The 26978-nt window shown below is 73.6% G+C and carries 28 protein-coding genes; 17 read left to right on the top strand and 11 right to left on the bottom strand.

All coding sequences use genetic code 11. From position 1 onward, the window contains the following. The first annotated feature begins 188 nt into the window (after positions 1-188). From WCD58_RS06765 to WCD58_RS06725, 9 genes are all read left to right on the top strand, one after another. Entirely contained in the window at positions 189-1373 is a 1185-nt protein-coding gene (locus tag WCD58_RS06765; RefSeq protein ID WP_337700895.1) for an FAD-dependent monooxygenase, read from the top strand. Continuing rightward, positions 1370-2245 (top strand): dioxygenase family protein, encoded by an 876-nt coding sequence (locus WCD58_RS06760; RefSeq protein WP_337700893.1) that lies wholly within the window; start codon positions 1370-1372, stop codon positions 2243-2245. Before WCD58_RS06765 ends, WCD58_RS06760 begins: the two co-directional genes overlap by 4 nt. Continuing rightward, on the top strand, positions 2245-3288 hold the full coding sequence (locus WCD58_RS06755) for a LysR family transcriptional regulator (RefSeq protein ID WP_337700891.1): 1044 nt from the start codon (positions 2245-2247) through the stop codon (positions 3286-3288). Before WCD58_RS06760 ends, WCD58_RS06755 begins: the two co-directional genes overlap by 1 nt. Next, positions 3285-4385: a mandelate racemase/muconate lactonizing enzyme family protein gene (locus WCD58_RS06750; protein WP_337700888.1), complete on the top strand. Its 1101-nt coding sequence runs from the start codon at positions 3285-3287 to the stop codon at positions 4383-4385. The genes WCD58_RS06755 and WCD58_RS06750 overlap by 4 nt, the downstream gene beginning before the upstream one ends. Before the next feature lie 93 nt (positions 4386-4478). Next, on the top strand, positions 4479-4760 hold the full coding sequence (gene catC / locus WCD58_RS06745; protein ID WP_337700886.1) for a muconolactone Delta-isomerase: 282 nt from the start codon (positions 4479-4481) through the stop codon (positions 4758-4760). Positions 4761-4811: 51 nt separating this feature from the next. Further along, the gene (pcaD, locus tag WCD58_RS06740) at positions 4812-5576 is read left to right on the top strand and encodes a 3-oxoadipate enol-lactonase (RefSeq protein ID WP_337700883.1); all 765 of its coding nucleotides are present in this window, start codon (positions 4812-4814) and stop codon (positions 5574-5576) included. Further along, complete coding sequence (locus WCD58_RS06735; RefSeq protein WP_337700881.1) at positions 5573-6367, top strand: CoA transferase subunit A; 795 nt, start codon at positions 5573-5575, stop codon at positions 6365-6367. Before pcaD ends, WCD58_RS06735 begins: the two co-directional genes overlap by 4 nt. Next, complete coding sequence (locus tag WCD58_RS06730; protein WP_337700879.1) at positions 6364-7020, top strand: CoA transferase subunit B; 657 nt, start codon at positions 6364-6366, stop codon at positions 7018-7020. The genes WCD58_RS06735 and WCD58_RS06730 overlap by 4 nt, the downstream gene beginning before the upstream one ends. Before the next feature lie 138 nt (positions 7021-7158). Then, positions 7159-7824 carry a PAS domain-containing protein gene (locus tag WCD58_RS06725; protein ID WP_337700877.1) on the top strand — a complete coding sequence of 222 codons (666 nt, stop codon included), beginning with the start codon at positions 7159-7161 and terminating at the stop codon, positions 7822-7824. Here the strand turns inward: WCD58_RS06725 and WCD58_RS06720 are convergent. Next, entirely contained in the window at positions 7821-9794 is a 1974-nt protein-coding gene (locus WCD58_RS06720; protein ID WP_337700875.1) for an acetoacetate--CoA ligase, read from the bottom strand. The genes WCD58_RS06725 and WCD58_RS06720 overlap by 4 nt on opposite strands. A 17-nt stretch (positions 9795-9811) precedes the next feature. After that, a complete protein-coding gene (locus WCD58_RS06715; protein ID WP_337700872.1) occupies positions 9812-10456 on the bottom strand; it encodes a class I SAM-dependent DNA methyltransferase in 645 nt (214 codons plus the stop codon). Between the two features lie 176 nt (positions 10457-10632). On the opposite strand from WCD58_RS06715, the gene WCD58_RS06710 reads away from it, so the two are divergent. The 4 genes from WCD58_RS06710 (at position 10633) to WCD58_RS06695 (ending at position 13797) form a co-directional block, all read left to right on the top strand. Continuing rightward, positions 10633-11736, top strand: a complete 1104-nt coding sequence (locus tag WCD58_RS06710) for an MFS transporter (protein ID WP_337700871.1) — start codon at positions 10633-10635, stop codon at positions 11734-11736. 75 nt (positions 11737-11811) lie between these two features. Further along, entirely contained in the window at positions 11812-12240 is a 429-nt protein-coding gene (locus WCD58_RS06705; protein WP_337700868.1) for a CBS domain-containing protein, read from the top strand. 43 nt (positions 12241-12283) lie between these two features. Beyond that, positions 12284-13258, top strand: a complete 975-nt coding sequence (locus tag WCD58_RS06700; protein ID WP_337700866.1) for an aldo/keto reductase — start codon at positions 12284-12286, stop codon at positions 13256-13258. Between the two features lie 155 nt (positions 13259-13413). Next, positions 13414-13797 (top strand): VOC family protein, encoded by a 384-nt coding sequence (locus WCD58_RS06695; protein WP_337700864.1) that lies wholly within the window; start codon positions 13414-13416, stop codon positions 13795-13797. 50 nt (positions 13798-13847) lie between these two features. Here WCD58_RS06695 and WCD58_RS06690 read toward each other — a convergent pair whose 3' ends face one another. From WCD58_RS06690 to WCD58_RS06680, 3 genes are all read right to left on the bottom strand, one after another. After that, on the bottom strand, positions 13848-15014 hold the full coding sequence (locus WCD58_RS06690; RefSeq protein WP_337700862.1) for a macrolide family glycosyltransferase: 1167 nt from the start codon (positions 15012-15014) through the stop codon (positions 13848-13850). Between the two features lie 211 nt (positions 15015-15225). After that, entirely contained in the window at positions 15226-15522 is a 297-nt protein-coding gene (locus tag WCD58_RS06685; protein WP_337700859.1) for a Dabb family protein, read from the bottom strand. Then, positions 15519-16400, bottom strand: a complete 882-nt coding sequence (locus WCD58_RS06680) for a GntR family transcriptional regulator (protein WP_337700857.1) — start codon at positions 16398-16400, stop codon at positions 15519-15521. The genes WCD58_RS06685 and WCD58_RS06680 overlap by 4 nt, the downstream gene beginning before the upstream one ends. A gap of 96 nt (positions 16401-16496) precedes the next feature. On the opposite strand from WCD58_RS06680, the gene WCD58_RS06675 reads away from it, so the two are divergent. Continuing rightward, entirely contained in the window at positions 16497-17309 is an 813-nt protein-coding gene (locus tag WCD58_RS06675; RefSeq protein ID WP_337700855.1) for an FAD-dependent monooxygenase, read from the top strand. Further along, entirely contained in the window at positions 17246-17629 is a 384-nt protein-coding gene (locus WCD58_RS06670) for an FAD-dependent monooxygenase (RefSeq protein ID WP_337702000.1), read from the top strand. Before WCD58_RS06675 ends, WCD58_RS06670 begins: the two co-directional genes overlap by 64 nt. A 30-nt stretch (positions 17630-17659) precedes the next feature. On the opposite strand, the gene WCD58_RS06665 is transcribed toward WCD58_RS06670, so the two are convergent. Genes WCD58_RS06665 through WCD58_RS06650 form a run of 4 tightly spaced genes read right to left on the bottom strand, consistent with a single transcriptional unit; the run spans position 17660 to position 22003 of the window. Next, positions 17660-18751, bottom strand: coding sequence for an ABC transporter ATP-binding protein (locus WCD58_RS06665; RefSeq protein ID WP_337700853.1), 1092 nt, complete (start codon positions 18749-18751; stop codon positions 17660-17662). A 51-nt stretch (positions 18752-18802) separates the two neighbouring features. Further along, a complete protein-coding gene (locus WCD58_RS06660) occupies positions 18803-19684 on the bottom strand; it encodes a carbohydrate ABC transporter permease (RefSeq protein WP_337700852.1) in 882 nt (293 codons plus the stop codon). Continuing rightward, entirely contained in the window at positions 19684-20628 is a 945-nt protein-coding gene (locus WCD58_RS06655; protein WP_373696194.1) for a carbohydrate ABC transporter permease, read from the bottom strand. Before WCD58_RS06655 ends, WCD58_RS06660 begins: the two co-directional genes overlap by 1 nt. A gap of 52 nt (positions 20629-20680) precedes the next feature. Continuing rightward, a complete protein-coding gene (locus WCD58_RS06650; RefSeq protein WP_337700850.1) occupies positions 20681-22003 on the bottom strand; it encodes an ABC transporter substrate-binding protein in 1323 nt (440 codons plus the stop codon). Between the two features lie 276 nt (positions 22004-22279). Between WCD58_RS06650 and WCD58_RS06645 the strand changes: the two genes are divergently transcribed. Next, the gene (locus tag WCD58_RS06645; RefSeq protein WP_337700848.1) at positions 22280-23278 is read left to right on the top strand and encodes a LacI family DNA-binding transcriptional regulator; all 999 of its coding nucleotides are present in this window, start codon (positions 22280-22282) and stop codon (positions 23276-23278) included. A 1-nt stretch (position 23279) separates the two neighbouring features. Here WCD58_RS06645 and WCD58_RS06640 read toward each other — a convergent pair whose 3' ends face one another. Both WCD58_RS06640 and WCD58_RS06635 read right to left on the bottom strand, forming a co-directional pair. Beyond that, positions 23280-23753: an SRPBCC family protein gene (locus tag WCD58_RS06640; RefSeq protein ID WP_337700846.1), complete on the bottom strand. Its 474-nt coding sequence runs from the start codon at positions 23751-23753 to the stop codon at positions 23280-23282. Positions 23754-23817: 64 nt separating this feature from the next. Further along, on the bottom strand, positions 23818-25500 hold the full coding sequence (locus WCD58_RS06635) for an NAD-binding protein (protein ID WP_337700844.1): 1683 nt from the start codon (positions 25498-25500) through the stop codon (positions 23818-23820). 33 nt (positions 25501-25533) lie between these two features. On the opposite strand from WCD58_RS06635, the gene xylB reads away from it, so the two are divergent. Then, positions 25534-26931: a xylulokinase gene (xylB, locus tag WCD58_RS06630; RefSeq protein ID WP_337700842.1), complete on the top strand. Its 1398-nt coding sequence runs from the start codon at positions 25534-25536 to the stop codon at positions 26929-26931. The last annotated feature ends 47 nt before the right edge of the window (positions 26932-26978 follow it).

Here is a 26978-nt window from a genome sequence, read left to right as displayed (position 1 = left end):
CTCGCCCCGCCCGTGCACCTCGCGGAGCGCAGCGTCACGGCGCGCCCTTGCCCGGGCCGGCGGCGCCGCCGTGCCGAGACCAAGATGCTGAACGTCTCAGTCGTTCTCGATTCCGCGCTTTCTCGTCCGGGATGGGCTGTGTCACGCTCGATCGCAGACGTTCGAGGAGGAGCGGGGGTGCACGTGACATGACCCGTGTCGTCGTCGCCGGGGCCGGGATCGGCGGGCTGACGCTGGGCATCGCGCTGGCTCGCGCCGGCGTCACGGTCGACCTCCACGAGCGTGCCGACGAGCTGCGCGAGGTCGGCGCCGCGGTGGCGCTCTCGGCCAACGGGTCGCGCCACCTCCACCGCCTCGGGGTGGGCGAGTCCCTGGACGCCGTCTCCACCCAGCCCACCGAGCTCATCTACCGCGACGGGCGCACCGGTGCGCGGATCGCCGCGCACACCGGCGGGGCGAGCTACCGCGCGCGCTACGGCGCCCCGTACTGGGGCGTGCACCGCGTCGACCTGCAGCAGACGCTCGCGAACGCCTTCGTCGCGGCCGCCGGCGCCGAGCACCTGCACCTCGGCAGCACGGTCACCGGCGTCGACGCCGAGCGGGGCGCGCTGCTGCTCGCGGACGGCAGCGAGGCGGTCGGGGACGTCGTCGTCGGCGCCGACGGGGTGCACTCGCTGCTGCGCGACACGGTGACCGGGCCCGGCACCGGGCCGACCTACACCGGCACCAGCGGCTTCCGGGGTCTCGTGCCGATCGAAGCGCTGCCGAGCCTGCCCGACCCGCACGCCATCCAGTTCTGGGCGGGCCCCGGCGCGCACCTGCTGCACTACGCGCTGGGCCGCGACGACGACACCGTCAACTTCCTCGCCGTGCTCTGCGGGCCCGAGAGCTGGCAGGGGGCGCAGCGCGAGGCCCCGGCGGGCGAGCTGCTCGAGGGCTTCGCCGGCTGGCACCCCGCGGTGCGCGAGATGCTCGCCGCGGTGCCGCAGAGCCCGCGCTGGCCGCTGCTCGCCCAGGAGCCGCTGACGCACTGGACGCGCGGGCGACTCGCCCTGCTCGGCGACGCGTGCCACGCGATGCTGCCCCACCACGGCCAGGGTGCGAACCAGGCGATCGAGGACGCCGTCGCGCTCGCCCGCCTGATCACCGAGCACGACCCCGCCACCGCGCTCGCCGCCTACCCGCGCGAGCGGCGCGCCCGCACCCGCGCGATCGCCGCGAGCGCCTGGGACACCGGGACCCTGCTCCACCTCGACGACGACCACCCGCGGATCGCCGAGCGCGACAAGCGCTTCGCGGGCTACCTGCCCGACCACGCCTGGGTCCACGACCACGACGCCGCCACCACCCCTCTGAGGAGCTCCATCGCATGACCACCACCAACGACCAGTCCGTCTCGGATGCCGTCACCGCCGGTTCGCACGCCACCGAGTCCGCCCGCGCCGGGCTGTCCAACCTCCGCGGTCCGGGCGCCGGGCAGGTCGACCAGCAGCGCGTGGCCACCGTCGTCGGCGCCGCGCTCGAGGGCATCCGCTCGGCGATCCGCGACAACGAGGTCACCTACGAGGAGTTCGACGCGTTCAAGCAGTGGCTGATCGCGGTCTCCGACACCGGCGAGTGGCCGCTGTTCCTCGACGTCTACCTCGAGTTCGAGGTCGAGAAGGTCGCCGCGCAGACCCAGCAGGGCTCGGTCGGCACGATCCTCGGCCCGTTCTGGCTCGACGGGCAGGCCGAGCTCGACACCCCGGCGACGCTGCCGATGCGCGACGACGAGCCGGGCACGCCGATGATCCTCGCCGGCCAGGTCACCTCCACCGACGGCACGCCGCTGCGCGGGGCGACCGTCGACATCTGGCACACCGACGACGAGGGCTGGTACTCGGGCTTCGCGTCGAAGCCGCCTGCCGGCAACCTGCGCGGGGTCGTGCGCTGCGACGACGAGGGCCGCTTCGAGATCCATACCCGCAAGCCCGCGCCCTACACGATCCCGCTCGACGGCCCGACCGGGCAGATGACCCAGGCCGCCGGCTGGAGCCCGTGGCGCCCCGCGCACATCCACCTGCTCGTCGCCGCGCCCGGGCACCGGACGCTGACCTCGCAGCTGTTCTTCACCGGCGACCCCTACCTGGGCAACGACGTCGCGTCGGCCGACAAGCCGGAGCTCACCCTCGACCCGCAGCCGACCGGTCACGGCAGCGAGGTGCGGTCGGACCGCGACTTCGTGCTGGAGCCCGGGACCGACTAGTGGAGACGCGCCAGCTGCGCTACTTCGTCGCGGTCGCCGAGACCCGGCACTTCGGGCGGGCCGCCGAGCGGCTGCACATCGCCCAGTCGCCGCTGTCCCAGGCGATCCGGCAGCTCGAGGCGCAGCTGGGCGCTCCGCTGTTCGAGCGCACGACCCGTCGCGTCGACCTGACCGCGGCCGGGGAGGCGCTGCTGCCCGACGCCGTGCGCATCCTCGCCTCGCTCGACGCGGCCCGCGACCAGGTGGGCCGCGTCGCCGCGGGCGCGCTCGGGCGGCTGCGCGTCGGCGCGACGGGGCTGGCGACCTACCGGCACGTCCCGGAGCTCGTCCGGCGCCTCGCCGCCGAGCTGCCCGGCCTGGAGCTGGCGTTCTCCACCGAGATGCTCACCCCGGCGCTGGAGACCGCGCTCGCCGACCACCGCATCGACCTCGCGGTGCTCCGCCCGCCGGTGGGCGACGCGGGGCTCGCCCACCACGTCCTCGCCCGCGAGCGCCTCGTCCTCGCGGTCCCCGCCGACCACCGGCTCGCCGCCGTGGGGAGCGAGGGACGCCCTGGCTGCGTGGGACGCAGCGCCGCCGCGCGGCCGTCGGCGCGGGCCGCGACGGAGGAGCGGACCCGCGCCGAACCGGCTCGTCGCGGAGAGAGGCAGGGACGCCCTCGCACGGTCCACGCCGCGGCGCCCGTGCCGCTGGCCGAGCTCGCCGACGACGACTTCGTGGTCTACGCGGCGGCGGGATCGGTGGTCGGCGAGGCCGCGGCGCGGGCGTGCCGGGCGGCGGGGTTCACGCCGCGCAGCACCCACCACGCCGACCAGACCTCGATCGTGCTCGCGCTCGTCGCCGCCGGCCTCGGCGTGGCGCTGCTGCCGTCGTCCGTGCTCGCCGTGGCGGTCGAGGGCGTGCGCTACCTCGAGCTCGCCGAGGACCACCCCGTCACCACCGACGTCGCCCTGGCCTGGCGCCGCGACGACCCGCAACCGGCCCTGGCCCGGGCGCTCGCCGTCCTGTGCCGTCCCGATCACCCGGAGAACCGACGAGCATGAAGATCGACACCGTCGAGGCCATCCCCCTCGCCGTCCCCTACCGGCGACCGTTCGCGTTCGCGAGCGGGCAGGTCACCGCCGCCGACCACGTCCTCGTACGGATCACCACCGACGACGGGCTGGTCGGGCACGGCGAGGCCCCGCCGCGCCCCTACACCTACGGCGAGACCGCGGCGTCCATCGTCGCGGCCGTGCGGGACCTGTTCGCGCCCGTGCTGATCGGCGCCGACCCGTTCGCCCGCGAGCGCATCCGCGCCGACCTCGCCCGCACCGTCGCCAACAACGCCGCCCGCGGCGCGATCGACGTGGCGCTCTGGGACCTCGTCGGCCAGGCCTGCGGGCAACCCGTGCACGTGCTGCTCGGGCACGCCGCCGACGACGTCGCGGCCGCGCACATGATCGGGCTCGGCACCCCGTCGGAGATGGTCGCCGACGCCGTCGAGATGAACGACCGCTACGGGGTCGAGGCGTTCAAGGTGAAGGTCGGCCGGGACCTCGCCCACGACCTCGCCGCGGTGCGCGAGCTGCGCCGCGAGCTCGGCGACCAGGTCGAGCTCTACGCCGACGCCAACCGCGGCTGGGACGCCGACACCGCCGTCGTCGCCTCCCGCCGGCTCGCCGACTTCCACGTCACCATGCTCGAGGAGCCCAACCCCGCCGACGACGTGCTCGGGCGCCGGCGCGTCGTCGCGGCGAGCCCGATCCCGGTGGTCGGCGACGAGTCGACGATCACCCTCGGCGGGGTCGCGCGCTCCCTGCTCGACGGCGACGCGCAGGCGATCAGCGTCAAGGTCGCGCGCACCGGGTTCACCGACTCCGCCAAGATCGTCGGGCTGTGCGAGGGCCTCGGCGTCACCACCGTCGTCGGCAACCAGATCGACGGCATGCTCGGCACCGTCGCGTCCACCGCGCTCGCCTGCGGCCAGCGGGCCCTGGCCCGCCACCCCGTCGAGGTCACCAACTTCCTGCTGATGACCGACGACGTCCTCACCGAACCCCCGACGATCGTCGACGGCCGCGCCGCCGCCCGCCAGGGCCCGGGCCTCGGTGTCACGATCGACCCCGACAAGCTCGCCCACTACCGCGTCGACCGCTAGAGATGTCAGCGACGTGGCGTCGCTGTCATCGAGTGTCCGGATCCAACTGAGCACGCCGATGAAGCCACGCGCTCGAACCGCAAGGAGCACCCCGTGCAGTTCCTCGTCCGCATGGACGTCCGCCTCCCCCACGACATGCCGCAGGACGTCGCCGACGATCTCCGCGCCCGCGAGAAGGCCCGCGCCCACGAGATCCAGCGCTCCGGCAAGTGGCCGGAGCTGTGGCGCGTCGTCGGCCAGTACGCGAACGTCAGCCGCTTCGACGTCGAGTCCGGCGACGAACTCCACCAGCTGCTCACGAGCCTGCCGCTGTTCCCGTACATGCAGGTCGAGGTGACCGCGCTGACCGTCCACCCCTCGAAGCTCGACTCCTGATGGGCGGAAGCAGACGGTTCACCACCCCCGCGCGCCGGGCACGGTGAGGGCGTGAAGCTCCACCACGCCGCCGAGGGTCCCGCCGACGGGCCGCCGCTGGTCCTGCTGTGCTCGCTGGGCAGCACGATCGACATGTGGGCGCCGCAGCGCGCCGAGCTCGCCGACGAGTTCCGGGTGATCTCCCTGGACACCCGCGGCCACGGCGGCTCCCCGGTGCCCGACGGTCCCTACTCCGTCGAGGACCTCGCCGGCGACGTCCTCGAGACCCTCGACGACCTGGGTGTGCACCGCGCGTCGTTCGCCGGCGTCTCGCTCGGCGGGGCGATCGCGCAGTGGATCGGCCTGCACGCCCCCGAGCGCGCCGCCACGCTGGCGATGCTGTGCACCGCGGCGCGCTTCCCCAACCCCGACACCTTCCGCGACCGCGCGCAGAAGGTCCGCGCGGAGGGCACGGCGGCCATCGCCGACGGGGTCGTCGCGCGCTGGTTCACCGACGACTTCGCCGACGCGCAGCCCGACACCGTCCGCCGGATGCGCGACCTCATCGCGTCCACGCCCGCCGAGGGCTACGCGGGCGCGGCCGAGGCGGTCGCCGCGTGGGACGTCGTCGACCGGCTCGGCGGGATCACCGCGCCGACCCTCGTCGTCAGCGGCGTCGAGGACCCCGCGACCCCGCCGGAGAACCAGCAGATCCTCGCCGACGGCATCCCGGGTGCGCGCCTGGAGTCGGTCACCGGCGCCGCGCACCTGGCGTCGTTCCAGCGTCCCGAGGTCGTGACGCCGCTGCTGCGCGAGCACGCGAAGGGGGCGTCATGACGATCGACAAGTCGGTCGCGTCCGCCGACGAGGCCGTCGCGGACATCGGCGACGGCGCGTCGCTCGCGGTCGGCGGGTTCGGCCTGTCGGGCGTGCCGATCGTGCTCATCGACGCCCTGTCGCGCGGGTCGGCGACCGACCTGCACGTCGCGTCGAACAACTGCGGCACCGACGGCTGGGGCCTGGGCATCCTGCTCGAGCAGCACCGCATCGCCCGCGTCGTGGCCTCCTACATCGGCGAGAACAAGGAGTTCGGCCGCCAGTACCTCGCCGGCGAGCTCGAGGTCGAGCTGACCCCGCAGGGGACGCTCGCCGAACGGATGCGGGCCGCCGGCTCCGGGATCCCGGCGTTCTACACCCCCGCCGGGGTCGGTACCTGGGTCGCCGACGGCGAGATGCCGTGGCGCTACGCGCCCGACGGGTCGGTGGCGGTGACCTCGCCGCCCAAGGAGGTCCGGGAGTTCGACGTCGACGGGGAAAGAGTCCCCTTCGTCCTCGAGCTCTCCCTGGTCTGCGACTTCGGCCTGGTCCGCGCGGCCAAGGGCGACCGGCACGGCAACCTCGTGTTCCACCGCTCCGCGCGGAACTTCAACCCGCTCGCCGCGATGGCCGGGCGCACGACGATCGCCGAGGTCGAGGAGCTCGTCGAGCCCGGCGAGATCGACCCCGACGACGTCCACGTGCCCGGCATCTTCGTCCACCGCGTCGTGGAGTTGACCGCCGAGCAGGTGGCGAACAAGCACATCGAGAAGCGCACACTGCGCCGTTCTTCTGGGGAGGAGTCCTCGTGAGCCTCACCCGCGAGCAGATGGCCGCCCGCGCCGCGCGCGAGCTCACCAACGGCTCCTACGTCAACCTCGGCATCGGGCTCCCGACGCTGATCCCGAACCACCTGCCCGAGGGCGTCGACGTGCTGCTGCACTCGGAGAACGGGCTGCTCGGCGTCGGGCCCTACCCGACCGAGGACGAGGTCGACCCGGACCTCATCAACGCCGGCAAGGAGACCGTCACCGTTCGCGAGGGCGCCTCGTTCTTCGACTCCGCGCTCTCGTTCGGGATGATCCGCGGCGGCAAGGTCGACACGGCCGTGCTCGGCGCGATGCAGGTCGCGGTCACCGGCGACATCGCGAACTGGGCGGTGCCCGGCGCCATGGTCAAGGGCATGGGTGGCGCGATGGACCTCGTCCACGGCGCTCGCCGCGTGCTCGTCGTCATGGAGCACGTGACGAAGAAGGGCGCGGCCAAGCTCGTCGAGTCCTGCTCGCTGCCCCTCACCGGGCGCGGCGTCGTCTCGCGCGTCATCACCGACCTCGCCGTGGTCGACGTGACGCCCAGCGGGTTCGTCCTGCGCGAGCTCGCCCCCGGCGTCACGGCCGAGGAGGTCCGCGAGCAGACCGGGGCGCCGCTGGCCGACGCGGACGACCTCACCGAGATCCCCGCCTGACGATCTGGACGTCAACCGAGCGCGACGACCGGGCAACGCACAGTTCCTGCGGCCGGGTTGTCGCCGCCCGGAGCTGCGCGCATATTGGCCACCTTCCGTAGGGAGCCCACCACCACCGATCTCCCCGGCTAGGACGACATGATCACGAACAGCGATCTCGCGGTGATCCCGGCGCACACCGCACGCTCGGTGCTCGACGCCGCGCGGGCCGAGATCGGCGAGCGGGTGGCCGTGCGGCTCACGACCGGCTCGCTCGACCGCGTCCAGCGCGTCCTGCTCCGGCTCCTGGCGCGGGCGAGCCTGTCCGACTGCGCCACCCGGGTCGCGCTGCGGGCCGAGGCCGACGAGCTCGACGCCGCCGTGCGGGCCGCCCGCGACATCATCTTCGCGGCGCCGGACACGCCGGGCTCCTCGAGATCACCGAGCTCGACGGCGCGTGTGGCGCCGACCGACCCGCCCGTCGAGACCGCGCTGCTCGACGCCACGGGCGTGATCGTCTGGGTGGACGACACCTGGGACGCGTTCTGCCGCGCCAACGGTGGCGACCCCGCCCGCGCCGGGGTCGGGCTGTCGTTCCTCGCCCTGTGCGACGCCGCGGGGGACCCGCAGAGCGCCACGGTCGCCGCGGCGATCCGCGCGGCGCTCGACGGCGACCTCCCCGCCCCGGCGCGCGTCGAGGTGCCGTGTCACGCCCCGACGCATCCCCGCTTCTTCGACGTCCTCGTGTCGTCCCGGCGCGACGACCGCGGCGACGTCCTCGGCGCGACCGTCACGCTGTCCGAGGTCGTCGCGGCGCCCCTCTAACCGCGCGCCCGCGACACCACGTTCTCGAGCGCCTCGGGGTTGCGCAGCGCGTCCTTGCTGACGGCCTTCTCGGCGGGGGTGCCGGCGAGGATGCGCTTGACCGGCACCTCCGACTTCTTCCCGTTCAGCGTGCGCGGGATGTCGTCGACGACGAGGAAGCGGTCGGGCACGTGGCGCGGCGAGAGCTGGGCGCGCAGCGCCTTCTTGAGCTGCGACTCCACGTCGTCGAACGCCACGCCCTCGGCGAGCACCACGAAGCACAACAGCTCGCCGCCGTCACGGGCGCCCTCGAGCCCGGTGGTGTCGATGACCAGCGAGTCGAGGACCTCGTCGAACGACTCCACGACCTCGTAGAACTCGGCGGTGCCCATCCGCACGCCGCCGCGGTTGAGCGTCGAGTCGCTGCGGCCGCGGATGATCGACGAGCCGCGCGGGGTGATGACGATCCAGTCGCCGTGGCGCCAGACGCCGGGGAAGTCCTCGAAGTACGACTCCCGCATCCGGGAGCCGTCCGGGTCGTTCCAGAGCATCACCGGCATGGACGGCGTCGGCTTCGTGATCACGAGCTCGCCGACCTCGTCGATCAGCGGGTTGCCCTGCGGGTCGAAGGCCTCGACGGCGGCCCCGAGGGCGCGGCAGGAGATCTCGCCGCGCCACACCGGCACGGTGGGCGCGACACCGACGAACGCCGCGCAGACGTCGGTGCCGCCGGACACCGAGGCGATCTGCACCCCGGGGCCGACCGCGTCGAGGATCCAGTCGAAGCCCTCCGGCGAGAGCGGCGAGCCCGTCGAGCCGACCGCGCGGATCGACGAGAGGTCGTACTCGTCCCGCGGCCGCAGGCCGGCCTTGAGGCACGACTGCACGAACGACGCCGACGTCCCGAACAGCGTGACGCCCTCGTCGGCGGCCATCTTCCAGAGCACCTCGAGGTCCGGGTGGCCCGGGCTGCCGTCGTAGGCGATGACCGTCGAGCCCACGAGGAGCCCGGAGATCAGCAGGTTCCACATCATCCAGCCGGTGGTGGTGAACCACGTGAACCGATCGCCGGGGCCGAGGTCGTGCTGCAGCGCCAGGGACGCGAGGTGCTGGACGACGATGCCGCCGTGCGAGTGCACGATGCCCTTGGGCAGGCCCGTGGTGCCCGAGGAGTAGAGGATCCACAGCGGGTGGTCGAAAGGCACGGGGTCGACGGCGAGCGGGGCGTCGCCGTCCTGCGTGAACTCCGCCCAGGCCAGGACGTCGTCGCCGTCGGACCACCCGTCGACGTAGTCGATCCCGACGACCGCGCGCAGGGTCGGCAGCTGCTCGCGCAGCGAGGCGACCGTGCCGCGGATGTCGTAGGACTTGCCGTTGTAGAGGTAGCCGTCGACGGCGACGAGCACCGACGGCTCGATCTGGGCGAAGCGGTCGACGACGGCGCGCGCCCCGAAGTCCGGCGAGCACGACGACCACGTCGCGCCGAGCGAGGCGGCCGCGAGGAAGGCGACGAGGGTCTCGACGGAGTTCGGGGACAGGGCGACGACCCGGTCGCCGCGGCCCACGCCGAGCGCGACGAGCCCGGCCCGCGCGCGGGCGACGTCGGCGCGCAGCTCGCCGTAGGTGCGCGCCGTCCGGCGCCCGTCCTCGCGCACCGCGACGATGGCCGTGTCGGCGTCCGCGCCGCCCTCGGACGGCCACAGCGCGTGCTCGGCGTAGTTGATCGTCGAGCCCGGGAACCACTCCGCGCCCGGCATCGTCTCGGCGCCGAGGACCTCACGCGGCTGCTCGTGGAAGCGCACGCCGAGGAAGTCGACCGCGGTGCCCCAGAAGGCCCGCGGGTCGGACGTCGACCAGGCCCACAGCTGCTCGTATGTGTCGACCGTCACCCCGTGCTCCCCGGCGACCTGCTGCGCGAACGCCGTGATCCGCGCGTCCCGCACGGTGCTCTCGTCGGGTCGCCAGAGGATCTCGGGGGCCTCGTCAGTCATGGCACCCGTTCTATCCCTCAGCGGGTCGTGAGCACCAGCATCCGCGCCTGCACCCCGACCCCGGCCCGGTACGGCGCGAGCTCCGCCGAGACGAGTTGGACGCTGCCGGCGGCGACGAGGCGGTCGACCTCGGCGCGGTAGCCGCCGGACTCCCAGACGTCGTCGAGCACGGTGGCGACGACCCAGCCCTCGGGGCGGGTGACGCGGGCGAACTCGGCGAGCACCTCCGGGCCGACGTGACCGTGGGTGAGCGTGCCGACGCAGACGACCACGTCGTAGACGTCGGCGTCCGTGGGCAGCGGGCCGGTGAGGTCGACGGGCTCCAGCGAGCGGTACGCCCCGGTCGCGCGGGCCTGCCCGAGCATGCCCTCGGAGACGTCCATCCCGTCGATCACCCGGACCCCGCGCTCGGCGAGCGCCGCCCCGACCAGGCCCGTCCCGCAGCCGGCGTCGAGCACGGTGACGTCGGGGCCGGCCACACGCACGACGGTCTCGGCGGCGAGCACCGGGGCGACGTAGCCCTGGTCGTCGCCGGCGAGGTCGGCGTCGTAGTGCTTCGCCCACTCGTCGTAGAGCGCGCGGGCGTCGTCCGGACCGCCGAGGCGGTAGGCGCGCGCGACGTAGGGGTTGTCGCCGGTCGGGGTGGTGGGTTCGTCGGGCATGGGCGGCAGTCTTCTACGTGAGCGAAATTGACGGCTATACCCGGGAATTCCGCTCACCTAGAGTCGGGGACGTGCAGAACCTCTTCCGCCGACGCTGACACCGGGCCCCGCGCAGGTCGCGGGTTCCCCGCGGATTCGGCGCCCGCGTCGTCGCCGTCGAGGCGCTCGGCCAGTTCGTGCCGCTCTACCCGCTGTACGCGCTGCTCTTCGCCGACCACGGGCTGTCCGAGGCGGGCATCTCGGCGCTGTTCGCGCTCTGGTCGGTGACGACGCTCGTCCTCGAGGTGCCCTCCGGCGCCTGGGCCGACGTGAGCTCGCGGCCCCGCATGCTCGCGATCTCGGGCGTGCTCTCGGCGGCGGCCTTCGCCCTGTGGGTGCTGGTCCCGAGCACGCCGGTGTTCGCGCTCGGCTTCGTGCTGTGGGGAGTCGCGGGCGCGCTGAGCTCCGGCACGCTCGAGGCGCTGGCCTACGACGCCCTCGCCGGCTGGGAGGCGACGGAGCGGTACCCGACGCTGATGGGCCGGGCCCGCGCCGGCTACCTCGCGGCGACGCTCGGGGCGACCGCGCTCGCCGCGCCGCTGGTGACGGTCGGGGGCTACGTGCTGCCCGGCCTCGTCGGGGCCGGCGCGTCGCTCGCGGGCGCGGCCCTCGCGCTGACGCTGCCCGAGCAGTCGCGACCCCGGCGCTCCCGGACCTCGCCCCGGGCCGCGGCCGCGGAGTGGTGGGCGATGCTGCGCCAGGGGGTCGGCGAGGTCTCCCGCACCGCGCTGCTGCGCCGGGCGGTGATCGTGACCGCGCTGCTGACCGGCCTCATGGCGCTCGACGAGTACCTGCCCCTGCTCGCCGCCGCGCACGGGGCGACGCCGGCGGTGGCGGCGCTCGCGCTCGCCGGGGTGGGCGTCGCCGAGTCGGCGTGCGCCGCGCTCGCGGGACGGGTCGCCCGGGCCCGCGGGCCGGTGCTGGGCGGGCTGCTGGCCGTGGCGGCGGTCGCCGTGGGGGCGGGCGTCCTGCTGCCGCTCGGACCGGGGTTCGCGCTGGTCGCGGCCGGGTGGGGCGTGCTGCAGATGCTGCTGGTCGTCGTCGAGACCCGCGTGCAGGACGCGGTGGAGGGCGACGCGCGCGCCACCGTCACGTCGATGGCCGGGCTCGGCTCGGAGACGATCGCGCTCGGGGTGCTCGCGGCCGTGGCGGCCGGCTCGGTGTGGTTCGCGCTGCCGGTGCTCTTCGCGGCGCTCACCGTCCCCCTTCTGGTGATCGCGGTGCTCGTGGGACGACAGTGACCGTCCGGGTCTGGCCGAACCCGGACGGTGCCTGTCATATTCGTCACGTCCCGAACCCGACGAAGGGGGCCCGGCATGCGCATCGCGGACCTGCTCGCACGGAAAGGGACGGCGGTCCTCACCGTCGAGCCCGGTGACCCGATCTCGGGGCTGCTCGCGGTGCTCGCCGAGCGCAACGTCGGCGCGGCGGTCGTGTGCGAGAGCGACCGGCTCGTCGGGATCGTCTCCGAGCGCGACGTCGTCCGGCAGCTGCACCACCGCGGCGCCGAGCTCCTCGGCGCGCCGGTCGCGGAGATCATGACGACGGTCGTGGCGACGTGCCGCGCCACCGACGACCTGCAGACCCTGAGCCGCACCATGACCGAGCGGCGCATCCGCCACATCCCGGTGGTGGACGAGGCCGACCGGCTGGCGGGGATCGTCAGCATCGGCGACGTCGTCAAGAGTCGGATCGACCAGCTCGAGGAGCACCGCGACCAGCTCGAGGCCTACATCTCGGGGTAGACCGTCCCCGGTTCGCCGCCGTGGCACCGGGTACGCGATCCCCATGGAGACCACGAGACTGGGCAAGACCGACCTGCAGGTGTCGCGGATCGCGTTCGGGACCTGGCAGGTCTCGGGCGAGTGGGGTTCCTACGACGCCGAGGCGGCGCAGGCCGCGATCCGCTCCGCGCTGGACCGCGGGGTGAACTTCTTCGACACCGCGCAGGCCTACGGGTTCGGGCAGTCCGAGGAGGTCCTCGCGAACGCGCTGCGCGGTGAGCTGGACCGCGACCGGGACTCGGTGGTGATCGCGACCAAGGGCGGCATCAACCCCGGCACCGACCGGCCGCGCGACTCGCGCCGCGAGTGGCTGCGCTCGGGTGTCGAGTCGTCGCTGAAGGCGATGAAGATCGACCACATCGACCTGTACCAGGTGCACTGGCCCGACACCGACACGCCGTTCGCCGACACCGCGGGCTACCTGCAGGAGCTGGTCGACGAGGGCAAGATCCGCCATGTCGGGGTGTCGAACTACGACGCCGACCAGATGGCCGCGTTCGACACCGTGCGCCCGGTCGAGACCCTCCAGCCGCCGTACCACCTGTTCCGCCGCGGCATCGAGGACGACGTGCTGCCCTACGTGCGCGCCCACGACATCGGCACCCTGGTCTACAGCCCGCTCGGGTCCGGGCTGCTCACCGGCACCCTGACCACCGACTCGACGTTCGAGGACGACGACTGGCGCTCGCAGTCCTCGGCGTTCCGGGGCGAGCGGCTCCGGACGAACCTCGAGGTCGTCGAGCGACTGAAGGGCTTCGCCGCGGACAAGGGCTGCGAGGTCTCGCAGCTCGCGATCGCGTGGGTGCTCGCCCAGGACGGCATCGACGTCGCCATCGTCGGTGCCCGGTCGGAGCGCAACATCGAGCGCTCGCTGGCCGCGGTCGACGTGCAGCTGTCCGCCGACGACCTCGCCGAGATCGAGAAGATCACCGCCGACGGCGTCCAGGTCGGCGGCGCCGCCCCCGAGGGCATCGCCTGACCCCTCGTGTCAGCGACGTGGCGTCGCTGACGTTGAGTGTCCGGAATCTTCCGTCGATCATGACCCGTCGGAGCCGGACACACACGCAACGTCGTCCTTGTTCAGGATCATGCGGTCGCTCTACCGTACGACGGGTCCCGACGAAGGAGCACCCGATGACCGCGTCCACCGCCACCACCGTCACGAACCTCGGCGTCGCCATGTTCACCGTCACCGACCAGGACGCGGCCATCGCCTTCTACACCGGGCAACTCGGGTGGGAGCTGCGCGGCGACACCCGCTTCGGCGAGGGCGGCACCGAGCGGTGGGTCGAGGTCGCCCCGCCGGGCTCCACGGCGCGGCTCGCGCTGAACCCGCCCATGGGGGGCGAGCCCGGCGGTTGCGGCATCGGCGTCGAGACCCCGGACGTGCGCGCGGAGCACGCGCGTCTGCGCGAGGCCGGCGTCGACGTCGACGACGTCATGGACGCGCCGGGTGCCCCGACGCTGTTCATGATGCGCGACCCCGACGGCAACAACATCGCCGTCGTCCAGGTGTGAGCGCGTGGCGTTGCGGACGTTCAGTGTCCGCAGCGCCACGCGGCTGACACCTACCTCGCCAGCTCGGCCTCCACGACGTCCGCGGCGACGCGCGCGCCGCCGGCACGGCGGATCGCGTCACGCTGCTCGGCGAGCCGGGTCGCCACGTCGTCCGACGACGTCAGGGCCAGCAGGGCCTCCCGCAGCGCCGCGGGCGTCGCGTCCTCGGTGGCGACGGTGCGGGCGACGCCGAGCTGTTCCAGCAGGAACGCGTTGCCGAACTGGTCGACGCCCTGCGGGATCGCGATCATCGGCACGCCTTGGTACAGGCCCTCGGAGCACCCGCCCATGCCGGCGTGGGTGACGAACGCGCTCGCGCGCCCGAGCACGCCGAGCTGCGGGACCCAGCGGTGCGCGGTGACGGTCGAGGGCAGCTCGCCCAGGTCGTCGAGGGCCACGTGCGGTCCGATCGCCAGCACGACCTCCCAGCCCAGCGGCGCGAACGCCTCCACGCAGGCGCGGAAGGTGTCGGGCCGGTCGTGGTACGCCGAGCCGAACGACACGAGGACCAGCGGGCGCTCCGACGCCGGCCACTGCTCCTGTGCCGCGCGGCGGTCGAGGTCCGGTCCGACGAAGGTGTAGACGCTCTCGTCGACCTTCTCCGCCGACGGTTGCAGCGCCCGCGGGATCTCGACGATCGAGCGCCGCGGCCGGCCGACGAACTGCTCGGGGTCGTCGTCGATCCCGGACTCCGCGAGCCACGCCGCGAACCGCGCGAGGTAGGCCCGGTAGCCCGGCTTCTGGCGGAAGGTCAGGTGCTCGGCGAGGTCCTTCTCGTAGCCGTCCCAGGCCACGAGCGCCGGTGAGAGCTGCACGGCGGGGATGCCGAAGCGCCGCGCCAGGACGATCGCCGGGTAGCCGCCGATGTCGTAGAGGGCGATGTCGGGGACGTCGTCCCCCAGCGCCTCCGCGATCTGCGGCAGGGCCTGCACCGCCTCGTCGAGGAACAGCGCGGTGCCCTCGACCGGGTCGGTCGGCCACTGCTCGCCGCGGCTCTGGTCGGGCAGCACCGACGTGTGGACGAGCGGCGTCGCGCCGGTCGCCGCGACCATCTCGGCGAACGCGGCCGGGATCGCGTAGGTGACGCGGTGGCCGCGCTCGACGAGCTCGGCGATCACGGGCAGGTGCGGGCGGGTGTGGCCGTGCGCGGCGACGCCGACCATGAGGACGTGGGCCATGAGGGACTCCAGGAGCTGGGGGTGACGAGGGCAGGACGAGACACCGCCGGTGCGGCACGGCGGTGGGGAGCGAGGCCTCGTCAGCCGTAGAGCTGCTGGATCACGGCGCGGACGCTAACCCGGTCGGCGCAGCGCCCGCGAGCGACTTTTCCGCGAGCGCGTGGAGTTACGGACACTGAACGTCTGCAGCGCCACGCCGCTGACATGTCGCTCAGTCGGGCAGCGCGAACTGGATGCGGTCGATGGACTCCGCGATCGGCGCGAAGAGCTCGCGGCGGATGCGGTTGTGCTCCGGATCCGCGTCGTAGATCCGGTAGGCGTCCTCGGACACGAAGTCGGCGGTCAGGGCGAAGTGCGCGTTGCCGTCGCGCAGACCGAGGTCCCGGCCGCCGACCACCCGGAACTCGACGCCCTCGACGGTCAGGTCGCGCAGGGCCTGGATCGCCGCCTCCACCTGCTCGGCCGGCACGTCCTCGCGGATGCGGCCCACCACCACGTTGCGGATCATCGCCCGATCCTCTCGAATCCGTCGAGCAGCGCGGCGAGGCCCGTGTCGAAGATGCGCTGCAGGTCGTACGGGTAGTCGCCGACGCGGCGCAACGCCGGCCCGCCGTGGCGGCGCAGGGCCTCGCGCAGCGCCGGGTCGCGGTCGGCCCAGGTGTCGGCGTCGAGCCCGGTGTCCGCCGCCGCGTCGATCTCGGCGGCGAGGTCGACGGCCATGCCGCGCACGAAGCTGGTCAGGACGACGTGCAGGTCGAAGCGGGCCACCGGGTCGTCGACGACGTCCTCGAGCGCCGCCAGCTCCGCGTCGGCGAGGCGCAGCAGGGCCGGCGACGCCTGCGGGCGGCTCAGCGACAGGGCGCGCGCGAGCCAGGGATGCCGGCCGTGCACGCGCCACTGCCGCCGGGCGAGGGCCTCCAGCCGCGCCCGCCACGGCCCCGTCGCCGGAGGCAGCGCGGCGGCCGCGAACACCGCGTCGATCATCCGGACGACCAGGTCCTCCTTGCCGCGCACCAGCCGGTAGAGCGCCATCGTCGGCGCCCCGAACGCCGCCGCCACCCGCCGCATCGACAGCGCCGCGAGACCCTCGGCGTCGGCGAGGGCGATCGCCACCGCGACGAGGTCGTCGGTGGTGGGGTCCGCGGCCGGGGCACGGCGGCGCACGGGCGAGGGCGGTGACGCCACCACCGACCCCACCCGCGACACGGTCCGCGTCCAGCCGCCGTCGCGCAGCAGCGTCAGGGCGCGGGCCGCGGTCGACGCCGCGACCCGGTGCTCCGCGGCCAGCGCCCGCGTCGAGGGCAGCCGGTCGCCGGGCAGGAGGTCGCCGTCGACGATCCGCGCGCGCAGCTCGGCCGCGATCCGCTCGGAAGGGAGGTCGTCCATCGCCCACCTCTGTGCTGGCTGTACCGGCACAGATCGGTACAGGACGCCCCACGGACAGCAGGGTTCCGAGAGACACCGTATCGAGGAGGAGCACCCATGGTCGACGTTCTCGTCTCCGGCGGCGGCATCGCCGGGGCGACGACCGCCTACTGGCTACGCCACCACGGATACACACCCGTGGTCGTGGAGTCCGCGCCCGCCCCGCGCCACGGCGGCCAGGCCGTCGACGTCCGCGGGCCCGCGCTCACCGTCGCCGAGCGGATGGGCATCGCCGACGACCTCCGCGCGGCCCGCACCGACATGCGCGGCATGAGCGTCGTCGACGAGGACGGCACCGAGCTGATGCGGACCACGGACCTCACGCTGACCGGCGGCCCGGTGGACGGACCGGACGTCGAGATCCTGCGCGACGACCTCGTCGACGTCCTGCTCCGCGCCACCCGCGACGTCGAGTACCTCTACGGCGACCGGGTCGTCGAGCTCGACGACACCGGCGCGCGCGTCCGTGTCGAGCTCGCGAGCGGCACCCGCCGCGACGTCGACCTCGTCGTCGGCGCCGACGGGCAGTTCTCCGCGGTCCGGCGCCTCGTTCTCGGCCCGGACGACGACGGCCGGCTGTACCCGCTCGGCCAGCACATCGCGGTCTTCACGCTGCCGAACACCTTCGGCCTCGACCGCTGGCAGGTGTTCCTCCAGCGCCCCGACGCGATGGTCGGCCTCTACACGGCGCGCGCGAACACCGAGGTCCGCGCGGTCATGGGCTGGTCCGACGCCGACCTCGCGTACGACCACCGCGACCTCGACCACCAGCGCCGTCTCGTGCACGACGCCTTCGCCGCCGGCGGCTGGCGCATCCCCGAGATCCTCGCGGGCATGGCCGACGCCGACGACTTCTACCTGACCCCATGACCCAGGTGCGGCTCCCGGCGTGGTCACGCGGGCGGGTCGCGCTCGTCGGCGACGCCGCCTACTGCGCGACCGCCGTCTCCGGGCAGGGCACGAGCCTCGCGATGGTCGGCGCCTACGTGCTGGCCGGCGAGCTCGCCCGCGGCTTGGGGGCGGGCGCCTACCAGGACCGCATGCAGCACTACGTCGAGGCCAACCAGCACCTCGCGCTCGTCAACGCCGAGCGGACGCGGCAGCTGACCGGCGCGCAGGAGGCCGTCGAGGGCTTCGACGAGCACTGGGTCGCCTCCGCGGCGACCGCCATCGACCTGCCCGAGTACTGACCGCCGCTACGGCAGCCCCTACGGCAGGCGCTACGGCAGGCGCTGCCCCGTCTCGGCGTCGAAGACGTGCAGGGCCTCGGGGTTCGGCCGCACCGCGATCGGGTCTCCGAAGCGGATCTTCACCCGCCCCGGGCCGCGCACGACGATCGAGGTCGACGTGTCGTCGGCGAGGTGGGCGTAGAGGTAGGACTCGCTGCCGAGCTCCTCGACGACGTCGACGACGGCCTTGACCACCGTGCCCGAGTCGGCGTCGGTGCTCTCGAGCACCCAGTCCTCGGGCCGGATGCCGACGGTGAGCTTGTCGCGCGAGCCGGCCGCGTCCGCGATGTCGCGCGGCAGCGGGATCTCGACCCCGCCGAGCGTGACCCCGCTGGACGAGCGCGGCAGGTCGAGCAGGTTCATCGCCGGCGAGCCGATGAAGCCGGCGACGAACGCGTTGGTCGGCCGGTCGTAGAGCTCCGGCGGCGTCGCGTACTGCTGGAGCTGCCCGTTGGCGAGCACGGCGACCTTGTCGCCCATCGTCATCGCCTCGACCTGGTCGTGGGTGACGTAGACGGTCGACACCTCGAGCCGGTTCTGCATCTCGGCGATCTGCGCGCGGGTCTGCACGCGCATCTTCGCGTCGAGGTTCGACAGCGGCTCGTCCATGAGGAACACCTGGGGCTCGCGCACGATCGCGCGGCCCATGGCGACGCGCTGGCGCTGGCCGCCGGAGAGCGCCTTGGGCTTGCGGTCGAGGTACTCGGTGAGCCCGAGCATCTCGGCGGCCTGGCGGACCCGCTGGGCGCGCTCGTCCTTGTCCATCCCGCGCATCTTCAGCGGGAAGGCCATGTTCTCCGCGACCGTCTTCGACGGGTAGAGCGCGTAGTTCTGGAACACCATCGCGATGTCCCGGTCCTTCGACGGCACGTCGACCACGTCGCGCCCGTCGATGCGCACCGACCCGGCGTCGATGGGCTCGAGACCGGCGAGCATCCGCAGCGCCGTGGACTTCCCCGAGCCCGACGGGCCGACCAGCACGACGAGGTCGCCGTCGGCGACGGTCAGGTCGAGGCTGTCGACGGCCGGCTTCGCGCCCGGGGTGTAGATGCGCGAGGCCTTGTCGAACACCACTTCAGCCATGGATCGAGCACTCCCCTTCGACGGTCCAGCTCCGCTGCGCTTCGTGTCCAGTCACTTGACCGCGCCGAACGACAGACCCTGCACCAGCTTGTTCTGCGCCACCCAGCCGGCGATGACCACCGGGAGCGCGGCCATCGTCGCCGCCGCGGAGAGCTGGGCCCAATAGAGGCCCTCCGAGGTGATGAACCCGACCAGGAAGACCGGCACGGTGCCGGCGTTGGCCGCGGTCAGGTTGACCGCGAAGAAGAACTCGTTCCACGCGAAGATCACGCAGATCAGCGCCGTCGCGAAGATGCCCGGCGAGATGATCGGCAGCACGATCTCGCGCAGCGTGCGCCACAGCGGCGCGCCGTCGATGCTGGCCTGCTCGAGCAGCTCACCCGGGACCTCGAGGAAGAACGAGCGCATCATCCAGACCGCGATCGGCAGGTTCATCCCCGTGTACAGGATGACCAGGGTCCAGATGTTGTCGAGCATCCCGATCTGGTTGACGACGACGTAGATCGGCACGATCGCCGCGACCACCGGCAGCATCTTCGTGGAGATGAAGAAGAACAGGACGTCCTGGGTCTTCTCCACCGGGCGCAGCGACACCGCGAAGGCCGCGGGGATCGCCAGCAGCAGCACGAAGATCGTGGAGAACACCGTCGCGATCACGGAGTTCGTCAGGTACGGCCCGATGCCCGCGGCGAAGACGCCCTCGTACTGCTCCAGCGTCGGCTCGAAGATGATCTTGGGCGTGGTGGTGTAGGCGTCGGCCTCCGTCTTGAAGGAGGTCAGCACCATCCACAGCACCGGGAAGAAGAACGCGATGCCCACGACCCAGGCGATGACGCCCAGCCAGACGTTGGCCGCGCTGGTCTTCTTCCGCCGCGGCTCGGGCGCGGCCTCGGTCGCCCGCTCGTCGGTGGGGGTGCTCGTCGTGACCGACATCAGGCTGCCTCCTGCTCGCCGCTGAACGAACGGAAGATCAGGCGCAGGGCGAAGTTCGCCGCGATGAGGGTCAGGATCACCACGACCACACCCATCGCCGCCGACTGTCCGATGTCGAAGCCCAGGAACGCGCGCTGGTAGATGTAGAACGGCAGGTTCGCGCTGGCCACACCCGGTCCGCCCTGGGTCATCATGTAGACCATGTCGAAGGTGTTGACCAGGTAGATCGTGCCGAGGACGACGCCGAGCTCGATGAAGCGGCGCAGGTGCGGCAGCGTCAGCTCGCGGAACGTCGACCACGCGCTCGCCCCGTCGACCCGGGCCGCCTCGAGCTGGTCGGTGGGCATGCTCTGCAGGCCCGCGAGCAGCAGCAGCATCATGAACGGCGTCCACTGCCAGACCAGCGCGGCCATCACCGAGGCGAGCGGGTAGTTGCTGATCCACTCCGTGCCCGACGCCCCGAACGGCGAGAGCATGAAGTTGACCAGACCCAGCGTCGGGTCGAGCAGCACCGTGCGCCACAGCAGCGCGGCCGCGACCGGCGTGATGAGGAACGGCGTGATGAGCAGCGTGCGCACCACCCCGCGGCCCCAGAACGCGCGGTTGAGCAGCAGCGCGAACAGCAGGCCGAGCACCACGGCGATGAGCACCGAGCCCAGCGTCATGACGACGGTGTTGAGCGCGACCTGGCGGAACTGGCTGTCCGCGAAGACGTCGAGGTAGTTCGAGAACCAGACGAACTCCTGCGACCCCGGCCGCACCAGGTTCCACGACTGCAGCGAGTACCAGAGCGTCAGGATGAACGGGATCTGGGTGACGATGATCGTGAAGATCAGCGCCGGCAGCAGGGGTCCGCGGCGGCGCCACCCCTCGGCGCGGTCCACCATCGGCTTGCCGCCGACGTTCTCCGACGCGGCGGGGCGTTCGTCCAGTGTCGCTGTCATCGGGGGGCTCCAGCTCCCCTATCGGCGTGCTGAGCTCGATGCTTCGTGTCGCTCATCGCTGGTAGCTCTCCCCCACCGTCTCCGCGTAGTTCTGGGACTGCTCGAGCGCCTCGTCGACGGTGATCTGACCGGCGATCGCCGCGCTGACCTGCTGGCTGACCCGGGTGCCGAGGTCCTGGAACTCCGGGATGCGGACGAACTGCACGCCCTGGTACGGCACCGGCTGCACGGTCGGCTGCTGCGGGTTGGCGCGCTGCAGCCCGTCGAGGATCAGGGGCGCGTAGGCGTTCGCCACCTGCTGGTACTGCGGGATCTGGTAGGTCGACTGGCGCGACCCGGGCGGTACCGACGTCCAGCCGATCTCGGGGTCGTTGCCGGCCCGCTGGATGTACTCCCGGTTCGTCATCCACGACATGAACTGCCAGGCCGCGTCCTTGCGCGGGGAGGTCTGCGGGATGCCCAGCGACCAGGTGTACAGCCAGCCCGACGACGGCGTCGCGACGACCGGCGCCGGCGCGTAGCCGATGCGCCCGGCGACGGTGGACTCCGCGGGGTCCTCGACGGTGCCCGCGGCGGACGTCGCGTCGTACCACATGGCGACCTGGCCCTGACCGAACTGCGTGGCGCACTCGGAGAAGCCGGACTGCGAGGCCCCGGGCTGGCCGTGCTGGCGCACGAGGTCGACGTAGAACTGCACGGCGTTGCGCACCTCGGGCGAGGTCAGTTGCGCGTTCCACTGCGGGTCGAACCAGCGCCCGCCGAAGGTGTTGATGACGGTGTCGAGCGGGGCCATGACCTCGCCCCAGCCGGGCTTGCCGCGCAGGCAGATGCCGCGCTGCTGGCCCGGGCCCTGGTCGAGCCGCGCCGCGTACTCGGCGATCTGCGGCCACGTCGGCTGCGCGGGCATCTGGATGCCGGCCTGCTCGAAGAGGTCCCGGCGGTACATCAGGAACGACGACTCGCCGTAGAACGGCACCGAGTACATCCGGCCCTCGTAGGACAGCGAGTCGCGCACGGTGGGGATGAAGTCGGCGCGGTCGTAGCCCGGGGTCGCGGCCATGTAGGGCTCGAGGTCGGTGAGCCAGCCGTTCTGCGCCCACTGCGGCGTCTCGTAGTTCGAGATCATGACGATGTCGAACTCGCCGCCGCCCGTGGCCACCGACGCGGTGATCTTGGCGCGGGCCTCGTTCTCCGACAGCGAGACGAACCGCAGCCGGATGCCGGGGTGCTCGGCCTCGAACTCCGGCGCGAGCGAGATCGCGTCCTCCATCTGCGGGTTGGACACGATGGCGACGGTGACGGTCTCGACGCCCTCCTCGGCGCCGATCGCCCCGGCGCCGGAGCAGCCGGCGAGGAGTCCGAGGGTCGCCACCATCGCTCCGAGCACCGCCGGAAGCCGGCTCCGCCCCCGTCGCGCCGCGCCGCGCATCGCGTCTCCCGCCGCCGTGTCCGCCGATCCCGCCCGACCGCCGCCCGTCGGCCGTGATGTGGGCCACGTGCGGTGGGGTGACCGTAAAGGTGCTCTCAGTCACATGCAAGCGCTTAACCGCATCAGATGGGCAGGGCGCGCCAACCGTCGAGATCGGGGTACAAACACTCCACGACGGTCGCCGCCGATCGGACGACGTCGCCCGAGGACAGGAGCCGTGCCATGGCCACGATGGCGGACGTCGCGCGCATGGCCGGCGTCTCCACGGCCACGGTGTCGCACGTCCTCAACGGCACGCGCCCGGTGCGCGCCCGGACCCGCGAGCTCGTCCTCTCCGCGGTCGCGGCCACCCACTACACGCCGAACACCGTCGCCCGGTCCCTGGCCACCGCGCGCACCACGACGATGGGCCTGGTCCTCTCGGCGATCTCCAACCCGTACTTCGGCGAGCTCCTGAGCGCCGCCGAGAAGGCGGCCGCGGGGGCGGGCTACACGCTGCTGCTCGTCGACCCGCACGAGGACCCCGACTACGAGCTGACCGTGGTCACGCGCCTGCACCACCACCGCGTCGACGGCATGGTGCTCGCGCCCTCGGCGCGCCCGGACGCGGCGCTGGCCTACCTGCGCCGCCACGAGGTGCCGACGGTGCTGCTCGACCGGCTGATCGACCCGTCCCACGACCAGGTCGGCACCGAGAACCGGGAGGCCACCGCGGCGCTGACCGGCCACCTCGCCGACCACGGCCACACGCGCATCGCGCTGATCACCGGCCTCGAGGGGCTCGCGACCACCGTCGAGCGCCGCGACGGGCACCGCGACGCCCTCGCCGCGCGCGGCCTGCCGGTCGACCCGGAGCTCGAGGTCAGCGGGTCGTCGGCCACCGAGCCGTCCCGCGCGGCGGTGCAGCAGCTGCTCGCCCTCGACGACCCGCCGACCGCGATCGTCGCCGGCAACAACAGCATGGCCATCGGGATGATGCAGGCACTGCGCGAGGCGGGGCTCGGCGTCCCGTGCGACGTCGCCGTCGCGGCGTTCGACGACTTCCCCTGGGCCGACCTGTTCTCGCCGCGCCTGACCGTCGTCGCCCAGCCGTTCGGCGAGATCGCGACGACGGCGGTGGACCTGCTGCTTGCGCGGATCGCCGCCCCCGGGACGCCGCCCACCACGCGCCGGATCGCGCCGCAGCTGCGGATCCGGGAGTCGTGCGGCTGCCCGCCCTGACTCAGCTCAACTCGGCGAGGTTCTCGAGCGAGCGGCGCAGGTGGTCCTCGCCGAAGGGCGGGAAGCTGATGTGCTCGCGCAGGAACGCCGGCACCGCCGACCAGTCGTAGGTCAGTGTCACCGCGCACGCCTCGGGGCCGTCGTCGGTGAGGTCGTATCGCCACGTCCAGCCGCCGTAGCCGATCTCGCCGTCCGGGCCGTACTGGCCGGGCTGCCAGGCGATGGCCCGCGGCGGCTCGAAGACCTCGACCCGGTTGTGCATCCGGTAGTCGCCGTCGGGGTGGTTGCTGTGGAACATCCCCATGCCGAAGACCTGCCCGGCGCCGGTGATCGCGCCCGCGTCGAGCGGCTCGCGCACCCAGCCGGTGCCGTCGATCGCCGCGTGGCGCGCCGGGTCGGTCAGGACGGCGAACACCGCCCCGACCGGCGCGTCGATCCGCCGCGTCACGCTCAGGACCTCGGTGACCGTGTCCATCGGGGGACTCCCTCCGCTCGTGGAAAGTCCTGGAACGATATCGCGTAATACCGGAGAAGGACAGTCACGCCGAGGTGCGCGCGGCGCAGCGGGCGTGCACGTCGATCAGCCCGCCGCGGGTGGCGGCGACGACGAGCCGGGCGCCGACCTTGAGCTTGCGCTGCGGCCGGGGCGGACACTCGAACACCGCCTCGTCCCCCGCGCCGCGGAAGACCCCGACCACCCGGATCTCGCCGCCGATCTCGGCGGTGGTCGCGGGCAGGCCGACGAGCAGCGCACTGCGACCGACGGGGACGTCGGCGACCAGCAGGACCGAACGCCCGACCGGCACGGTGGCCACCACCTGGTGGTCGCGCATCGCGGCGGCGAAGGCCGGGGCGGCGAGGAACGAGACGCTGCGCGAGACCGCGACCTCGAGCGTGCGCTCGACACGACGCGCCAGGTCGTCGTCGCGCAGCCGCAGCACCACTCGCAGCCGCGAGCGCAGGGAGCGTCCGACGAGCCCGGTCTCGAGGTTGGCGACGTCGTCGCGGCCGACGGCGACGAGCGCGCGGCAGTCGTCGACCGACGCCTCGGCGAGCGTCTGCCGGCGGGTCGTGTCGCCGACGATCACCGGCACCCCCATCCGGCGGACCTGGGTGACGCCGGCGCTCTCGTCGTCGTCGACGGCGACCACCGGCACGCCGCGCTCGTGGAGCTGCTCGACGACCCGCACCCCCACGTTGCCCAGCCCGACCACGACGACGTGCCCGCGCCGGTGCCGCGACCGCTGGGGCGTCCCGGCGAACCGCGCGCTGACCGCGGCGTCGACCACCACCGCGGTGACCAGCGGGATGATCGCGATGCCGACGACCGTGACCAGCGCCTGGATCACGCGGGCGACGGTCGAGGCGCTGTGCGTGTCGGGGTCGGCCGCACCGGCCGTGTCGAGGACGGTCAGGTAGATCGCGTCGCCCCACGACAGGTCGGCGAGCGTCGCGAACCCGACCGTGCCGAGCACGAGCAGCCCGACCAGCGCGAGCGTGGCGCGGGCCAGCGAGCGGGTCATGCTCGCGCGCGCCCGTCGCCACGTCCGCGTCAGCACCCGGCGCCACAGGGCGCGCCGCGTCCCGACGATGCGTCCCTCGCGGTGCACGGGGACGCGGGCGAGCACGAGGTCGGCGGCCGCGTCATCGGCCGGCAGGAGCGCGGGGAGGCCGCGGTCGGGGCGGTGGGCGAGGCCGCACACGACCTGCCCGCTGCGCACGCCCTCGCGGTCGGCGACGACCATCGGGTGGCCCGGCAGGTCGACCGACTGGCGGGTGGCGGTGCCGACCGCGGCGGTGACGAACGCCGGCGCCGCGGTCGCCGACACCGAGAGCACCGTGGCGGTCGGCAGCAGCATGCGGATGCGCCCGGAGAGCGCCGGGGCGTGCAGGCGGACGACGAGCCGGGTGGCGGGGGCGAGCTCCTGGACGCGCAGCGCGCGGTGGATGTTGACGACGTCGTCGCGGTGGACGAGGGCCACCGAGGTCGCCTCCCCCACGCGCGCGGCCTCGAAGGCCTCCTCGTCGGGCTCGGCGACCTCGACGACCTCCACCCCGCGCAGGGCGCGCAACCGCTCGACGACGGCGCCGCCGGGCGCGGTGAGCACGACGACCTCCGTCCTCCCGCGCGGCCCCTGGCTGACCAGCGCCTCGACCATGCGCAGCGAGAGCATGTCCTCGCCGCAGACGACGAACCGCTCCCGGAACCCCCCGCCGATCACGTCGAGGACCCTAATCCTGGGGATACTGCGGGCATGGCGCGTTCTGCGACGTACGTCGCCGGGGTCGACTCCTCGACCCAGGCCACCAAGGTCCTCGTCGTCGATCCCACCGACGGGAGCGTGATCCGCGAGGCGCGGCGCCCCCACCCGGACGGGACGGAGGTCGACCCGCGGGCCTGGTGGGACGCGCTGGCCGGGGCGCTGGGCGAGGTCGGCACCGACGACGTCGCGGCGATCGGGGTGGCCGGCCAGCAGCACGGGATGGTGCTGCTCGACGAGTCCGGCGAGCCGGTGCGCGACGCGCTGCTGTGGAACGACACGCGCTCGGCGCCCGACGCGCAGGCGCTGATCGACGAGCTCGGCGGGCCCGCGGCGTGGGCCGAGGCCGTCGGCACCGTCCCGGTCGCGAGCATCACCGCCACCAAGCTGCGCTGGACGTCGCGGGCGGAGCCGGACAACGCCGCGCGGGCGCGCTCGGTGGTGCTGCCGCACGACTGGCTGACCTGGCGCCTCGCGGGCGCGCCCGCCGAGCCGACCACCGACCGGGGCGACGCCTCGGGCACCGGCTACTGGTCGACGGTCACCGGCGAGTACCGCCCCGACCTGCTCGAGATGGCGTTCGGGCGGGGCCTCGCGGTGCCGCGGGTGGCCGGGCCCGGGGAGGTCGTCGGCCGCACCCCGGACGGGCTCGCGATCTCCGCGGGCACGGGCGACAACGCCGGCGCGGCGCTGGCGATCGGGCCGGCGCCGGGCGAGGTCGTGATCTCGATCGGCACCTCCGGCGCCGTGTTCACCGGCCACGACCGGCCCTCCACGGACGCATCGGGGCTGGTCGCGGGGTTCGCCGACGCGCGCGGGGGCTACCTGCCGCTCCTGGCCACGCTCAACGCGGCGCGCGTGCTGGGGGCGGGCGCGGCGCTGCTGGGCGTGGACCCGGCCGGGTTCGACGCGCTCGCGCTCGACGCGTCGCCGGGCGCGGGCGGGCTGACCCTGCTGCCCTACCTCGACGGCGAGCGCACGCCCAACCGCCCCGACGCCCAGGGCCGCTACGTGGGGCTGACGACGGCCAACGCGACCCGCGCGAACCTGGCGCGCGCGACCGTCGAGGGCATGCTGTGCGGGCTCGCGGACGCCGTCGACGCGCTCGTCGAGCAGGGCGTGCCGGCGCGGCGGGCGCTCCTGATCGGCGGCGGGTCGCGCTCGGGCGCCGTGGCGGACCTCGCCCCCGACATCCTCGGCCTGCCCGTCGAGGTGCTCTCGCCCCAGGAGTACGTGGCCCTCGGCGCGGCGCGCCAGGCGGCCTGGGCGCTGCACGGCGAGGAGCCCGGCTGGACCGTCGCGCGCGAGACCACCCGCGACGTCACCGACTCCTCCATCTCCGGCGAGATCCGCGCCCGCTACGCCGACGTCCGCGACGGCCGGGCCCGCTAGTACCAGTTTGCTCGATACGAGCGATGCGGCACGGCTGGCGTCTGACG

It is taken from the genome of Actinomycetospora flava (assembly GCF_037400335.1).
Taxonomy (GTDB): domain Bacteria; phylum Actinomycetota; class Actinomycetes; order Mycobacteriales; family Pseudonocardiaceae; genus Actinomycetospora; species Actinomycetospora flava.
This window is presented reverse-complemented; position numbering and strand designations above follow the sequence as displayed.

Excerpts from the sequence above, each read along its gene's own strand:
- WCD58_RS06765 (WP_337700895.1), top strand. The coding sequence starts at position 189 with ATGACCCGTGTCGTCGTCGCCGGGGCCGGGATCGGCGGGCTGACGCTG.
- WCD58_RS06760 (WP_337700893.1), top strand. The coding sequence starts at position 1,370 with ATGACCACCACCAACGACCAGTCCGTCTCGGATGCCGTCACCGCCGGT.
- WCD58_RS06750 (WP_337700888.1), top strand. The coding sequence starts at position 3,285 with ATGAAGATCGACACCGTCGAGGCCATCCCCCTCGCCGTCCCCTACCGG.
- WCD58_RS06735 (WP_337700881.1), top strand. The coding sequence starts at position 5,573 with ATGACGATCGACAAGTCGGTCGCGTCCGCCGACGAGGCCGTCGCGGAC.
- WCD58_RS06725 (WP_337700877.1), top strand. The coding sequence starts at position 7,159 with ATGATCACGAACAGCGATCTCGCGGTGATCCCGGCGCACACCGCACGC.
- WCD58_RS06720 (WP_337700875.1), bottom strand. The coding sequence starts at position 9,794 with ATGACTGACGAGGCCCCCGAGATCCTCTGGCGACCCGACGAGAGCACC.
- WCD58_RS06715 (WP_337700872.1), bottom strand. The coding sequence starts at position 10,456 with ATGCCCGACGAACCCACCACCCCGACCGGCGACAACCCCTACGTCGCG.
- WCD58_RS06705 (WP_337700868.1), top strand. The coding sequence starts at position 11,812 with ATGCGCATCGCGGACCTGCTCGCACGGAAAGGGACGGCGGTCCTCACC.
- WCD58_RS06700 (WP_337700866.1), top strand. The coding sequence starts at position 12,284 with ATGGAGACCACGAGACTGGGCAAGACCGACCTGCAGGTGTCGCGGATC.
- WCD58_RS06695 (WP_337700864.1), top strand. The coding sequence starts at position 13,414 with ATGACCGCGTCCACCGCCACCACCGTCACGAACCTCGGCGTCGCCATG.
- WCD58_RS06690 (WP_337700862.1), bottom strand. The coding sequence starts at position 15,014 with ATGGCCCACGTCCTCATGGTCGGCGTCGCCGCGCACGGCCACACCCGC.
- WCD58_RS06685 (WP_337700859.1), bottom strand. The coding sequence starts at position 15,522 with ATGATCCGCAACGTGGTGGTGGGCCGCATCCGCGAGGACGTGCCGGCC.
- WCD58_RS06680 (WP_337700857.1), bottom strand. The coding sequence starts at position 16,400 with ATGGACGACCTCCCTTCCGAGCGGATCGCGGCCGAGCTGCGCGCGCGG.
- WCD58_RS06675 (WP_337700855.1), top strand. The coding sequence starts at position 16,497 with ATGGTCGACGTTCTCGTCTCCGGCGGCGGCATCGCCGGGGCGACGACC.
- WCD58_RS06665 (WP_337700853.1), bottom strand. The coding sequence starts at position 18,751 with ATGGCTGAAGTGGTGTTCGACAAGGCCTCGCGCATCTACACCCCGGGC.
- WCD58_RS06660 (WP_337700852.1), bottom strand. The coding sequence starts at position 19,684 with ATGTCGGTCACGACGAGCACCCCCACCGACGAGCGGGCGACCGAGGCC.
- WCD58_RS06655 (WP_373696194.1), bottom strand. The coding sequence starts at position 20,628 with ATGACAGCGACACTGGACGAACGCCCCGCCGCGTCGGAGAACGTCGGC.
- WCD58_RS06650 (WP_337700850.1), bottom strand. The coding sequence starts at position 22,003 with ATGGTGGCGACCCTCGGACTCCTCGCCGGCTGCTCCGGCGCCGGGGCG.
- WCD58_RS06645 (WP_337700848.1), top strand. The coding sequence starts at position 22,280 with ATGGCCACGATGGCGGACGTCGCGCGCATGGCCGGCGTCTCCACGGCC.
- WCD58_RS06640 (WP_337700846.1), bottom strand. The coding sequence starts at position 23,753 with ATGGACACGGTCACCGAGGTCCTGAGCGTGACGCGGCGGATCGACGCG.
- xylB (WP_337700842.1), top strand. The coding sequence starts at position 25,534 with ATGGCGCGTTCTGCGACGTACGTCGCCGGGGTCGACTCCTCGACCCAG.